The organism is Gilliamella apicola (assembly GCF_003202655.1).
Classification (GTDB): Bacteria; Pseudomonadota; Gammaproteobacteria; order Enterobacterales; family Orbaceae; genus Gilliamella; species Gilliamella apicola_R.
This window is the reverse complement of the sequence record NZ_QGLR01000015.1, coordinates 14,555-27,688: the sequence shown is the minus strand read 5'-3', so window position 1 is coordinate 27,688 and position 13,134 is coordinate 14,555. Positions and strand designations below refer to the sequence as shown.

General features: G+C 35.7%; 16 protein-coding genes. All 16 read left to right on the top strand.

The annotated features are described in order from the left end of the window. Positions 1–8 precede the first annotated feature (8 nt). The 16 genes from DKK70_RS13850 (at position 9) to DKK70_RS13775 (ending at position 13,117) form a co-directional block, all read left to right on the top strand. Entirely contained in the window at positions 9–320 is a 312-nt protein-coding gene (locus tag DKK70_RS13850; protein WP_110434540.1) for an antibiotic biosynthesis monooxygenase family protein, read from the top strand. A gap of 358 nt (positions 321–678) precedes the next feature. Continuing rightward, entirely contained in the window at positions 679–1,278 is a 600-nt protein-coding gene (locus tag DKK70_RS13845; RefSeq protein ID WP_110434539.1) for a LemA family protein, read from the top strand. 5 nt (positions 1,279–1,283) lie between these two features. Continuing rightward, positions 1,284–2,204 (top strand): TPM domain-containing protein, encoded by a 921-nt coding sequence (locus DKK70_RS13840; protein WP_110434538.1) that lies wholly within the window; start codon positions 1,284–1,286, stop codon positions 2,202–2,204. 419 nt (positions 2,205–2,623) lie between these two features. After that, entirely contained in the window at positions 2,624–2,953 is a 330-nt protein-coding gene (locus DKK70_RS13835) for a hypothetical protein (protein WP_219999819.1), read from the top strand. 45 nt (positions 2,954–2,998) lie between these two features. Then, on the top strand, positions 2,999–3,367 hold the full coding sequence (locus DKK70_RS13830) for an SFCGS family glycine-rich protein (RefSeq protein WP_034884881.1): 369 nt from the start codon (positions 2,999–3,001) through the stop codon (positions 3,365–3,367). 13 nt (positions 3,368–3,380) lie between these two features. Then, positions 3,381–3,677, top strand: a complete 297-nt coding sequence (locus DKK70_RS13825; RefSeq protein WP_110424298.1) for a DUF4312 family protein — start codon at positions 3,381–3,383, stop codon at positions 3,675–3,677. A 15-nt stretch (positions 3,678–3,692) separates the two neighbouring features. Then, positions 3,693–4,445, top strand: coding sequence for a DUF4311 domain-containing protein (locus DKK70_RS13820; protein ID WP_110434536.1), 753 nt, complete (start codon positions 3,693–3,695; stop codon positions 4,443–4,445). Positions 4,446–4,463: 18 nt separating this feature from the next. Continuing rightward, the gene (locus tag DKK70_RS13815) at positions 4,464–5,117 is read left to right on the top strand and encodes a DUF4310 family protein (RefSeq protein WP_065578353.1); all 654 of its coding nucleotides are present in this window, start codon (positions 4,464–4,466) and stop codon (positions 5,115–5,117) included. Positions 5,118–5,165: 48 nt separating this feature from the next. Continuing rightward, a complete protein-coding gene (locus tag DKK70_RS13810; RefSeq protein WP_110434535.1) occupies positions 5,166–6,320 on the top strand; it encodes an amidohydrolase/deacetylase family metallohydrolase in 1,155 nt (384 codons plus the stop codon). Beyond that, positions 6,298–7,437, top strand: coding sequence for a DgaE family pyridoxal phosphate-dependent ammonia lyase (locus DKK70_RS13805; RefSeq protein ID WP_110434534.1), 1,140 nt, complete (start codon positions 6,298–6,300; stop codon positions 7,435–7,437). Before DKK70_RS13810 ends, DKK70_RS13805 begins: the two co-directional genes overlap by 23 nt. Next, positions 7,437–8,177 carry a 2-dehydro-3-deoxy-phosphogluconate aldolase gene (gene dagF / locus DKK70_RS13800; protein ID WP_110434533.1) on the top strand — a complete coding sequence of 247 codons (741 nt, stop codon included), beginning with the start codon at positions 7,437–7,439 and terminating at the stop codon, positions 8,175–8,177. The genes DKK70_RS13805 and dagF overlap by 1 nt, the downstream gene beginning before the upstream one ends. A 3-nt stretch (positions 8,178–8,180) precedes the next feature. Further along, complete coding sequence (locus tag DKK70_RS13795; RefSeq protein WP_110434532.1) at positions 8,181–10,100, top strand: BglG family transcription antiterminator; 1,920 nt, start codon at positions 8,181–8,183, stop codon at positions 10,098–10,100. A 297-nt stretch (positions 10,101–10,397) separates the two neighbouring features. Next, on the top strand, positions 10,398–10,907 hold the full coding sequence (gene yceD / locus DKK70_RS13790; RefSeq protein WP_110424291.1) for a 23S rRNA accumulation protein YceD: 510 nt from the start codon (positions 10,398–10,400) through the stop codon (positions 10,905–10,907). 4 nt (positions 10,908–10,911) lie between these two features. Further along, positions 10,912–11,079 carry a 50S ribosomal protein L32 gene (rpmF, locus tag DKK70_RS13785; protein WP_025316508.1) on the top strand — a complete coding sequence of 56 codons (168 nt, stop codon included), beginning with the start codon at positions 10,912–10,914 and terminating at the stop codon, positions 11,077–11,079. A gap of 33 nt (positions 11,080–11,112) precedes the next feature. After that, positions 11,113–12,159, top strand: a complete 1,047-nt coding sequence (plsX, locus tag DKK70_RS13780; protein ID WP_110434531.1) for a phosphate acyltransferase PlsX — start codon at positions 11,113–11,115, stop codon at positions 12,157–12,159. A gap of 4 nt (positions 12,160–12,163) precedes the next feature. Next, positions 12,164–13,117 (top strand): beta-ketoacyl-ACP synthase III, encoded by a 954-nt coding sequence (locus DKK70_RS13775; RefSeq protein WP_086358850.1) that lies wholly within the window; start codon positions 12,164–12,166, stop codon positions 13,115–13,117. The last annotated feature ends 17 nt before the right edge of the window (positions 13,118–13,134 follow it).

Sequence of the window (13,134 nt, the reverse complement as noted above, 5' to 3'; positions counted from 1 at the left end):
AGAATTAGATGTATATTGTAATGAATCGTTTTAAAATTAAGTTGGGTAGTGAGGATACTTTTATTGAAATCTGGCGTAATCGTGATAGTCATTTAAAAGAGACGAAAGGGTTTAATCGTTTTTATTTTCTTAAAGGTAAAACGTATGCAGATTACACGCTGTTTTCATCGTATGCCGAATGGGAATCAAAACAAGATTTTGAAAACTGGGTTAATTCAGATCATTTCAAACATACGCACCGTAATACCGATAGCCGTCCAAATAACCCTGATATCTATTTTGAACCGGCTCAACTAGAATGTTTTGAAGTTATTATCTAAGTTTTTTTTAATCTAAAAAATCTAATTTAAAAATAAGTATTGTGAGCAATACCAATAAAAATTACCGATGATTATTCTTCGCAAATTGCATAAAAAAAAGCTATAATTATTAAAAATTATCTGGCATAACATCGATTAAAGAAATATGTCAGTTCATATAAATTAATTTATTATCTAAAAGTCTCTTCTTGGTAGTCTGTAGTCCGTAACTATTTTCATAAATAGTTATAAATATATTCCTCAATTAAGCATTACTAGTTTGTTTAGCAGCAAAATATTTTCAGGTTACTGGTTAGTGTTTGCTAATTATCATGCTTTTTAAGCTATTTGAAAGTTTAACTATTTATAGGGGCTAACTATGAAATCCAAATTGTTCTTGCTTATCGTTATATTAATTATTATCGGTGCGTTTCTATTTTTTAAAGACTATAACAGCATTCAAACTCAAGACGAAAAAGTGGCGGCTTCTTGGTCAGAAGTTGTTAATCAGTACAAACGACGCGCTGATTTAGTACCTAACTTAGTTAATACAGTAAAAGGTTATGCTAGTCATGAAAAAGATGTTTTTACTCAAGTAACTGATGCCAGAGCTAAAGTGGGTTCGATTCAAATCAATGCCGATCAACTTAGTGATCCCGCTTTATTCTCAAAATTCCAACAAGCTCAATCTGAATTAAGTTCTGCCTTAAGTCGCTTAATTGCCGTTAGTGAAAATTACCCAGAACTTAAAGCAAATACACTCTATCAAGATTTAATGAGTCAACTTGAAGGAACCGAAAACCGTATAACGGTTGCTAGAGGTCGATATATTGAGACTGTACAATCCTTTAACACTTATATTCGACAATTGCCAACTAAATGGATTGCAAATGTTATAGGGGTACAACCAAAACAACAATTTACGGTTGAAAATGAACAACAAATTTCTAATCCACCAGCTGTCAATTTTGGACAATAAATATAATGAAAAAATATTATCTACTTCTTTGTTTACTGTTTTTCAGTTGTGTAAGTTATGCATTAACTGAAATTCCCTCTTTTGACCGGCGGGTTATTGATACCTCAAATACTTTAGCACCTTCACAAATAGATGATTTGGAATCAAATTTGATTGCTTTTGAAAAGACGAGAACTGATGGTGCACAGATTGCGGTATTAATGATCGCCAAACTTGATAATGAGACGGTTGAACAGTATGCCGATCGGGTATTTATTCAGTGGAAAATAGGTAACAAAGAGCGAGATAATGGCATTTTATTATTAATTATTAAAGATGATAAATTGATGCGAATTGAAGTCGGTTATGGTTTTGAAGGCACCATTACCGACTTGATTGCTAGCCATATCATCCGCGAACAATTAGCACCACAATTTAGACAAAATAACTATTATCAAGGGATACATGATGCACTTTCAGTATTAATCAATCATTTGAATGATCCGCAACAGGTACCTGCGACCAACAGTGATCCTGATCTCAAAACGGTACTTGCTGGTGATTTTGGTGCCAACTTATTTAACTATGGGTTAGCATCCTTTTTTATCTGTTTCACTATTGCTAGCTTATTTTCGATTAGTTCCACTAAACGTAGCGCAAGCCGAAGTTTAGGTACTGGTTTGCTAAATGGGATGTCAGTTGGAGGGTTTACTTTATTCAATGGTTATTCATTACATATTGTTTTACCACTAATATTTTTAGCTTTTGTTGCCAGTGCAATTTTAAGTGGCATTTTAACTATGCGTGGTGGTGGCGGTAGTGGACGCGGTCGAGGAGGCGGTTTTGGTGGCGGTAATGGTGGTGGATTTGGTGGAGGTTCATTTGGTGGCTTTGGCGGCGGCGGCGGTGGACGCAGTGGCGGTGGTGGTGCTTCTGGTAGTTGGTGAACTTTAATAAACTAAATACTGACCGGATTGCGTAATTTATATATGTTAACTCTATTCGACAAATATCGTTTTCTATGTCCTACATATGGATAGCTCCTGTTATCTCTATTGTATGGTTAAAATATTATTATTTAACATATTTTTACTTTTATAAGAAAAACCAGATAAATATATGAGGAAAAGGAGTTTTCTCATATTAAATTTGCTCTTCAATCGCATTTTAATGCGCTTATTGATTAAATTTGAAATAAATTAACTCAATTCACAAAGATATTTCCCACTAAAATACTTGTTAGTAACAGCATTAATCCATAATTACAAGAAATTTCCTTTTGCAATAGGAAAAAGTCTCTCTCCACATTTATAGTTATTTCATTTAGGCTAAGCCATCTTAAAAAAACAAGAGAATTAGAATGACTATGCCACAAATACAATTCCGTATGATCGAAGATGATTTAGATCCCGAAGTTGTGACTGAGCAAACGATAGAAATTATTAATCGTTGGTTAACTGATCATCAAATAACCCAAAACGATGTGCAAAAAGCGATGTTGTTATCACATGTTAAAGCAATGGTTGAAAGAGCAAAAACGCTAGAAAAACTACCTGAAGTCGATCCTTCTTTATTTGATGAACTCTCAGAACAATCCTTAATGCTTGCACATAAAACTGTACAATTATTCAATAGCCTAGCAAAAGAAGAGGCTTATTTATTGGCTGTTCATTATGAAGTGGCTATAGCAAATTAACCAAATTACTAGATCTAAAAAACAATAATTAATAGGAGAATTATTATGGCTGAAGTAATCATCGTAATCGGCGATAGAATGGGAAAAGGGCAAAAAATTGCAGAAGGAATCAATTCTATTGAAGGATGTCGTGCAATTGTTATCCCAGGTATGGCTGCTGATATGAAATTAGGCGATGTGATGAATAATGAGAATGCCGATTTAGGGCTTTCGTTTTGTGGCAGTGGTGGTGCAGGTGCCATAACAGCGCAAAATAAATATGGTTATTCTCAACGACATGGTATGCGTTCAATTGAAGAAGGTGAAACCGCCATTAATGACGGTTGTAAAGTGCTTGGCTTTGGTTTTATGGATACAGTGGAACTTGGTCAACGTATCGCTCAAGCATTTTTGAAAAAATATCCACGTAGTTAAATAGGTTAGAAATATGAAAAAAACTGAGCAGATACAAGTTAGAGTAACTGGGCAAGGAGATTCAAAGCAGCGTGCATTTGCTATAGCGCTAAATCAGGTGCAAAAGCAAGTGCTTAAAAATACGAATAATATAATGCTACGAATTGAACCGCTTGATATTAGTGTTGTTTCTGCTATTGAAAAGATAACTACAGAACGTTTTTTATTTATTTTTTTACCAAGAAAAAAGACATTTTATGACATCACTCTTGATGTCTCAGTAAATGTTACATTTATCGATCTCAACGATATTAACTTTATCTCTAAATAACGCAAAAGGAAAGTAATGGAAATTCTAATTATAGCATTGAAGTCCATTGTAATTGGTGGGCTATGTGGATTTGGAGTCGGCGCTGGCGCTGCTCGAATGTTTCATGCTCCAACTTATCAAGGTATGGGGGCATTTCGTACCCTAGGTGAACTTAATTCTTGTGAGGGCGATCCTGCTGCACATTTCTCATTTGGCTTAGGATTCTTTTTTAATGCTTGGGCTTCATCTGTTGCTGCCGGTTCATTTACCCAAGATGTTGATCACCGTATTATCCCTAACTGGGGCGCAGCACTATTGATGATAAAAAACCGAAATTTGGAGCAGACATTACATTCTCCAAAAAAAATGGCGTTTGCATGTGCATTAATCGGTGTGATTGTTGTGTTATTTTTAAATACAACTACCTCTGTAATTCCTGATTCTTTAAAAATCACCGCGACCAAAGTTTTAGTTCCCGCTGCAAATTTACTAGTAGCAACCGTGATGCCGGTTATTTTCTGGTTGGCAGCTTTAGATGCCGGTAGAAGAAGTGGCTTTTGGGGCACATTGTTTGGTGGGCTTGCGCAATTAATTATGGGCAATGCGGTACCTGGTTTAGTGTTAGGTATTTTGATTGGTAAAGGAGTGGATGACAGTGGTTGGAACCGAGTGATGGTAATCATGTTAACTGCGGTAATTGTTTTATTTGTCATGAGCGGTTATTTCCGTGGATTTGATATGAAAATGATTAATTCATTCCGAGATGGTCTGTCTTATTGGTTTAAATAATATAGGGAACAATAGATTATGAATACTCAAACAACCATTAATAAAAGTTTTTGGTATGCCGATTGGTCATTCCCTATTCTTTGTGGATTACTCTCTGCAGGTATTTTTGCTGGAACGCATACTTTTTATGTATATGGAATTGGCGCTTTTAATGAAATAGCCTTTGTTGCAATGCTTAAATCAGGTATGACGACAGGCGATTATGGTGCTGTAGCAGCGTTTGGTGCCAGTTTTTTATTTGCCCGTGTCATTGAAGGATCACTAGTAGGAATTCTCGATATTGGTGGCGCGTTACAAACAGGTATTGGTTTAGGAGTGCCAGCGTTGTTATTGGCTGGTGGCTATACATTGCCAATTGAAAACTTTTTTGTGGCGTTATTAACCGGCTTACTACTCGGTATGGCGATAGGTTTACTTATCATCCTTATCCGTAAATTTACGGTTAATAGTGGTGGTGGATCAACTTTTGGTGCTGATGTCATGATGGGCGCGGGAAATGCATCTGGTCGTTTTCTTGGTCCAATGATTATCTTATCCGCTATGGTTGCCTCTATTCCTATCGGTATCGGTTCATTGCTTGGTGCACTATTATTTTATGTATGGAAAAAGCCTATCACTGGCGGTGCAATCTTAGGTGCCATGATTTTTGGTGGTATCTTCCCAATTATATAATGTTATGTCCCCTCTATCATAATTGTGGTCGAGGGGTTGGGTTAAATTATGTATGATTTAATTATAAAAAATGCCAAACTTATTGACAATTCAGTAACTGATATTGCCATTAAACATGGCAAAATTGTTGAAATTGACAAAAATATAATCGCAACGTCAAATCGAGTGTTAGATCTACAAAATCAACACTATATAAGTGCCGGATGGATAGATTCTCATACCCATTGCTTTGCGCATTCACCAATTTACTATGATGAACCCGATCTCATTGGTGTTGAGTCTGGCGTGACGGCAGTGGTTGATGCTGGTAGTGTTGGTGCACTTGATATTGACGAGTTTTATGATTTAGCAATGCAGGCTAAAACTCATGTTTATTCCTTCTTAAATATCTCAAAAATAGGCTTAGTAAGGCAAAGTGAGCTTGCTGATATGCAAGATGTGGATGTGCCGTTATTTGATCAAACTTTAGCTAAATATCCCAATTTTATTATTGGTATAAAAGTTAGGATGAGTCGTAGCGTTGTTGGTGAAAATGGTATTTTACCGTTAATCAAAGCGAAAGAGATGCAAAAAAAGACGGGTTTGCCACTCATGATTCATGTAGGAAACAATCCTCCTGAACTTGATGAAATTGCAGATTTATTAACTAAAGGCGATATTATTACTCATTGTTTTAATGGTAAGCCAAACCAAATATTTGATAAACAAAATAATCTGCGTGATTCAATTAAACGTGCTATTGAACGTGGGGTGATTTTAGATATTGGTCATGGTGGTGAAAGTTTCAGTTTTGCCGTAGCTGAGCGAGCAAAATGTTTAGATGTTTATCCAAACACAATCAGTTCTGATATCTATTCTAAAAATCGCTTACAAGGCCCTGTGTTTAGCTTAGCTAATGTAATGAATAAGTTTATCTCTCTAGGCTATAGTAAAACGAGGATTATTGATAGTGTTACTAAAAACGCAGCCCAAATTTTGCATTTAAATAATAAAGGGGAAATAGCCATTGGCTATGATGCCGATTTGACTATTTTTGATCTAAAACAGCAAACCGTCTCTTTAACTGATTCAGAAGGTGAAAAAAGGGAATGTCATGAACAGTTTGTTCCTTTAGCTGCTATCGTAAAAAATACAACTAAAAATGTTACAATCATTGAAATAAAACAAGAAGGTAGTAAAAATGAGCTCAGAATCTCAAACTGAAAAAGAAATATACAGTAAATACCACTTGAAAAAAGTGATTAATGCTTCGGGGCGAATGACTATTTTAGGTGTTTCAACACCCAGAGCTGAAGTGGTTGATACTGTATCCCATGGATTAAATGAATATTTTGAAATAAAAGATTTAGTCGATAAAACTGGACAATATATTGCTAAATTACTCAATGTCGAAAATGCTGTAGTTGTATCTTGTGCCTCTGCTGGCATTGCGCAAGCTGTCGCAGGCTTAATCGTTAAAGATGATCGCGATTTATTATTTAATTTACATAGCTCTGATAAATGGGTAGCTAGGGAAATTATTGTACCAAAAGGACATAACGTAAATTTTGGCGCTCCTATTGGTACGATGGTCTCTTTAGGAGGTGGCATTGTGGTTGAAGCGGGTTATGCAAATGAGTGTAAACCAGAGCATATTGAATCGCTAATCAATACGGATACCGCGGCTATTTTATATGTTAAATCACATCACTGTGTGCAAAAAAGTATGCTATCAGTTGCACAAGCTGTAACGGTGGCCAAAAAATATAATATTCCATTAATTGTTGATGCCGCAGCAGAAGAGGATTTACAAACCTATTATCAACAAGGTGCTGATTTAGTTATTTATAGTGGTGCAAAAGCAATTGAAGGGCCAACTAGTGGCTTAGTTATTGGCCGTCATCAAGCCATTGAATGGCTTAAACTTCAATCTCAAGGTATTGGCCGACCAATGAAGGTTGGTAAAGAGGGTATTTTAGGTTTAACTAAGGCAATTGAGTTATATATTAACGATCCTAAACAAGAAACTGGACAAGAAATGGTTGCCAAAATGACACCATTTATCGAAAAGTTAAATTCTATTAATGGTATATCGGCTAAAGTTGTCTGGGATGGTGCTGGCCGAGATATTGCTCGTACAGAAATATCCTTTGATGCGAAGGTAATTGGTAAAACGGCTGTTGAAATGATAGATCTAATGAAGCAAGGCGAGATTGCAGTCTATTTTCGGGAATATAAAGCCAATGAAGGTAAAGTCGACGCAGATGTTCGTAGTGTAACGGCTGAACAGCTTGATATTGTCTATAACAAAATTATAAAAATTATCCAAGGAGTAAAATAATGCAATTGACACCAAATTATTTTAACGATCGTGTTTGTTTAAACGTATTAGCCAATTCAATTGATAACGCTAGCGCTATTTATGAAGCGGCACAAACTTATGTTGTTGTCGGGGTGCTGTCTAAAAATTATCCCGATAATCAGCAAGCAATAGCAGATATGAAAAAATATGCGTTAGCCATTGATAATGCTATTTCTGTTGGTCTTGGAGCTGGTGATCCTAACCAATCTACTATGGTGTCAGAAATATCTGCAGTTCTCCAGCCTCAACATGTCAATCAAGTTTTTACAGGGGTGGCAACAAGTCGAGCTTTATTAGGACAAAAAGAAACGGTAATCAATGGTCTTGTATCACCAACAGGTAAAGTAGGTTTAGTTAATATTGCCACAGGACCACTAAGTTCAAAATCACCCGCTGCAATCGTGCCGGTTGAAACCGCAATTGCTTTATTAAAAGATATGGGGGGGAGCTCTATAAAATATTTCCCTATGGGTGGGTTAAAACATATTGATGAATATGAGTATGTGGCTAAATGTTGTGCTGAACATGATTTCTATCTAGAACCTACTGGTGGTATAGATTTAGATAATTATGAGGCCATTTTAAAAATTGCTTTAAATGCCGGTGTGAAAAAAGTTATTCCACATATTTATACCTCAATTATCGATAAAGTAACAGGTGCGACAAGAACGGAAGATGTTAAACAACTATTAGCGATTACACAAAAGTTAGCAGGATGAGTAATGGCATCTAAATTGCTATTTCCCTATCAACGATTAGCGTATATTTTTGATACGATAAAAAACGAATTGCTACCTCAAAAAGAGTTAGCAAATCGTTTTTCAGTATCAATAAGAACTATTCGTTCTGATATTGTTGCTCTTAACGATGTATTAAACACTTATGGTGCTCAAGTTGATTACGTTAAGAACGTTGGTTATCATCTTGTCATATCCGATCCTAATTTGTATGCAACCATACCGATTGTTCAGCAAATAGAACGGGTTCCTCGGACTAATAAAGAACGCGTTTCCGCCTTATTAATTGCATTTTTAACCCAATCAAAATCGGTAAAGTTGGATGATATTGCTGGTGAATGGTTTTTAAGCCGCAATACATTACAAAATGATGTTATTGAAGTTAAGCAATATCTAGATAAATACCATTTATCGCTAGATAATCGGCCTTATTCTGGTATGCGATTAGTTGGTGAGGAATCGGCTATTCGAGCGTGTTTAACTGATATTTTATGGCAACATCATATAACAGGAGACACTATTAATTTCACTCGGCTAATTCAAGCGATATTATCTGATATTGATTTAGATTATCTGGAAAGTGTACTACAAAATCAGTTTGAACGTTTTGAATTAAAATTAACCTCGGAAGGGCAAGGGTATTTGCTCTATTGTTGTGCCGTTTCAATCACCAGAATTACACAAGGACATGAATTAGTAGAATATCAAGTCGATCATATTGATTCGACAGTTATTGGTGCTGCGCGTGAGGTTTCTGAAGGTTTCTCCTATTTTTTAGGTAGTACCCTCTCAGAACCCGAATTTAACTATTTATGTGTGCAGATTATGTCGCGCACTATTATGGAATCGCCTAACCAAGCCAAAAGTTTAGAGTTATTTGAACATATCTTGTCTTATATTAATGATTCTTATCACTATAATTTAAAACAGGATATGAAGTTACGCCAAGATATGTTAATTCATATTTCATCGATGCTATCTCGGATAAAATACCAAATTCGTACTCTCAACCCAATATTACATGAAATTAAACAATATTATCCTTTTGCTTATGATATTACTTTATCGGCATTAGCGAATATTCATAAATTTACAGATGTTGAAATGACTGAGGATGAAATTAGTTATTTAGCAATTCATATTGGTGTGGCATTGGAGCGTAATTATAGTGCAGGATATGAAAGATTAGTGCAAATTTTACTGGTTAGTGAATTAGGTAACGCAACTTTGCGTATGATTGAATCAAAAATTAACCGCGATTTTCCGCATATTTTAATCAACCGTACACTATCTTATCGAGAGTATGAACAGTTAACCAATATTGAGGAAGACTTTGTGGTATCAACCGTTCGCTTAACCGAAAAAGATAAACAAATAGTGAAAATTGCACCGTTTCCAACGCCTTATCAACTTGAACAATTAGGGCGTTTATCTATGGTTGATCGCACTATGCCATATATTATTGAGCGTTTTTTTAATGAAAAGTTTTTCCTTATTATTGATAAACCGATGACACAAAGTGAATTGTTCCAGATGGTTTGTCAGCGGCTTGAGGAGTCCGGATATGTGGGACAGGACTTTTATCCATCTGTAGTAGAGCGAGAAAGTATTGTATCAACCTTAATCGGAGAAAATATTGCCATTCCACATTCAGTTGGGTTGTTGGCCAAAAAGACAGTAGTTACCACTATTTTGGCTCCTGAAGGCATTGAATGGAATAAAAATGAAATTGCGCATGTTATTTTCTTATTAGCAATTAGCAAAGATGAATATGAAGACGCGATGCGAATTTATAACTTAGTCGTCAATTTTGTTAAAGAGAGATCAACTAAGCGGTTATTAAATAGTCGTAACTTTGATGATTTTCAAGCTATAGTGAAAGATAGTTTTGGGCGATTATCATAATTAATTCGTTTTAATTTAAAATTGAAAATGGAATTTTATCAAGTGAATAAAAATTGTTAGGTAATGGTGAAATAAATAACGATTTTTGACGCAAAAAAAACTTCCTTTAATATTTTTTTTGCTAATTATGAAGTAAAATAAAACTTATAAATATTAAGAAAATAATCAAAAATTAAAACAAATTATCTTGTGCTTGCCCATTGACGAAACAGTGATTTAAGGGTAAGATGCGCGCCTTATGGCTTTGTGTGGTTTTTAGCTACACTTAATAATTTTTAAGGTTGGGGTGCATATCTTATGCAAAATAAATTACCATTAACAATTGACCCAATCAAAGCAGCACAAAAACGACTTGATTATATTGGATATTATCCAGCTCAAAGTGCAACGAGGATTGAAAGTCCAAAAAGTGATATCGAATGTCATTTGTCTTTTGATTTTGATGAGCAAAGACTTTGCGTTATCACCATTGATGCAAAAATGACGCTAGAACAAATTTGTCAGCGTTGTTTTAAACCTTTTATCACTGAAGTTCATGTGATGAATAAATTTAGTCCTGTTAAGAGCGATGCTCAAGCAGAGACATTACCGGAACATTATGAGCCCGTTTTAGTTAACGAGTTTGGTGAAGTAGATATATTAGCGTTAATTGAGGACGAAATTATTCTCTCTTTACCAATTGTGCCGGTGCATGATAGTAAACACTGCGAAGTGTCAGAGGCAGATATGGTATTTGGTGAAATTCCAGCGGAGAATGAAAAACCAAATCCATTTGCAATTTTAGTTAGTTTAAAGAATAAGGGGTAAATCCATGGCTGTTCAACAGAATCGTAAAACTCGTGCAAAACGTGGTATGCGTCGTTCTCATGATGCATTAACTGTTGCTAATATCTCAGTTGATGAATCAGGAAAAACACATTTACGTCATCACGTAACCGCTGATGGTTATTATCGTGGTCGTAAAGTGATTTCTAAATAATTACTTAGTAATTAGAAATCTTCAGGTGACATTTTGGATAATCTAACCATTGCGTTAGATGCTATGAGCGGGGACTTCGGTCCTCGTATTGTTGTTCCTGCTGCAATTCAAGCATTATACCATTATCCAAACCTCTCTATCTTCCTTATCGGTGATTTAAAGGAAGTCAACGCCTTTTTGTCTAAAGAAAATGCAAAGCTGGTTAGTCAATATCAAGAAAGTGGTCGTTTGATGATAACTGAATCTACTTCGATTATTACCAATGATATGAAGCCATCATATGCAATTAGACATAGTCAAGGCTCCTCAATGAGAATTGCATTAGAGTTAGTAAAAAGCAATAGAGCTCAGGCTTGTGTCAGTGCTGGTAATACCGGTGCACTGATGGGGCTATCAAAGTTATTATTGCATTCATTAACTGGCATCGATCGACCGGCGTTAGTCGCAACTATTCCTGCTTTGAATAATCAAAATACAGTTGTGCTCGATTTAGGGGCTAATGCAGAATGCGATAGTGATATGTTAGTGCAATTTGCCATAATGGGCGAAATTTTAGCAAAGTCAGTGTTGCATATTGAAAATCCGCGGGTTGCCTTACTTAATATTGGTGAAGAAGATATTAAGGGATTAGATAAAATTCGTGCTGCGGCGTCTATTTTGAAAGCCAATGATCAAATCAATTATATCGGTTATTTAGAAGGTAACGAGTTGTTAACTGGTAAAACCGATGTGCTTGTTTGTGATGGTTTTGTGGGTAATGTGACGTTAAAAACCGTAGAAGGATTAATCAAAATTTTTATGTCATCATTCAAAATGCTGTTAGGGCATAATTCATTAATTATGAAATTGTTGAGTAAATGGCTGCAACGAAAAATAGTAAAAAATTTTGGTTATTTAGACCCTGGACGATATAATGGAGCCTGTTTACTTGGACTTCAAAGTATTGTGATTAAAAGTCACGGTAGTGCCAATCAAAAATCTTTTTTTGCAGCCATTGAACAAGCTATTTTAGCTATCGAAACCAATATACCTGAGAAGATTGCCAACAGTCTTTCTTCCGCACTACCTAAGAGCGAATAATTAGATGTATACAAAGATATTAGGAACAGGAAGTTACCTTCCAAAACAAATAAGAACCAATGCCGATCTTGAAAAGATGGTGGATACTAGTGACGAGTGGATAACAACTCGTACTGGTATTAAAGAGAGACGTATTGCCGCACCCGATGAAACCGTTACGAGTATGGCTTATGAAGCCGCGATTAACGCGATTGAAATGGCTGATATTGATAAACAAGAAATTGGTTTAATTATTGTTGCAACAGCCACCTCGGTTAATGCTTTTCCTAGTTCAGCTACTGAATTACAAGCTAAATTGGAACTAGGTGATGTAATTGCATTTGATGTATCGGCAGCTTGTTCAGGATTTATCTATGCGCTGGATATTGCGGATAAATATGTAAAAAGCGGGGCAATTAAATATGCCTTAGTTGTTGGTTCAGATATGTTAACTCGCGGTGTTGATCCAAATGATCGCGGTACAATTATTATTTTTGGAGATGGTGCGGGCGCGGTTGTGGTCGGTGCTTCTCAAGAACCTGGGATTATTGCTTCTCATCTTCATGCAAATGGTCGTTATGGTGAATTGTTAAAATATCCCTATGTCGATCGTCGTTCACTAAATGATCCTGTCTATATGACAATGCATGGTAATGAAGTATTCAAAATTGCGGTCAAAGAACTTTCAAATTTAGTCGATGAACTTTTGAACGAAAATGCCTTTAAAAAATCAGATTTAGATTGGTTAGTTCCTCATCAAGCTAATTTACGTATTATTTCAGCAACGGCTAAACGCCTTGATATGGATATGAGTAAGGTTATTGTGACGCTTGATAAACAAGGCAATACTTCTGCCGCGTCCGTGCCTTGTGCTTTAGATACTGGGGTACGAGATGGCCGTATTAAGCGAGGGCAATTAATTTTATTAGAAGCTTTCGGTGGTGGTTTTGTTTGGGGCTCGGCACTCGTTAAATTTTAATTTATAACTTATTTTAG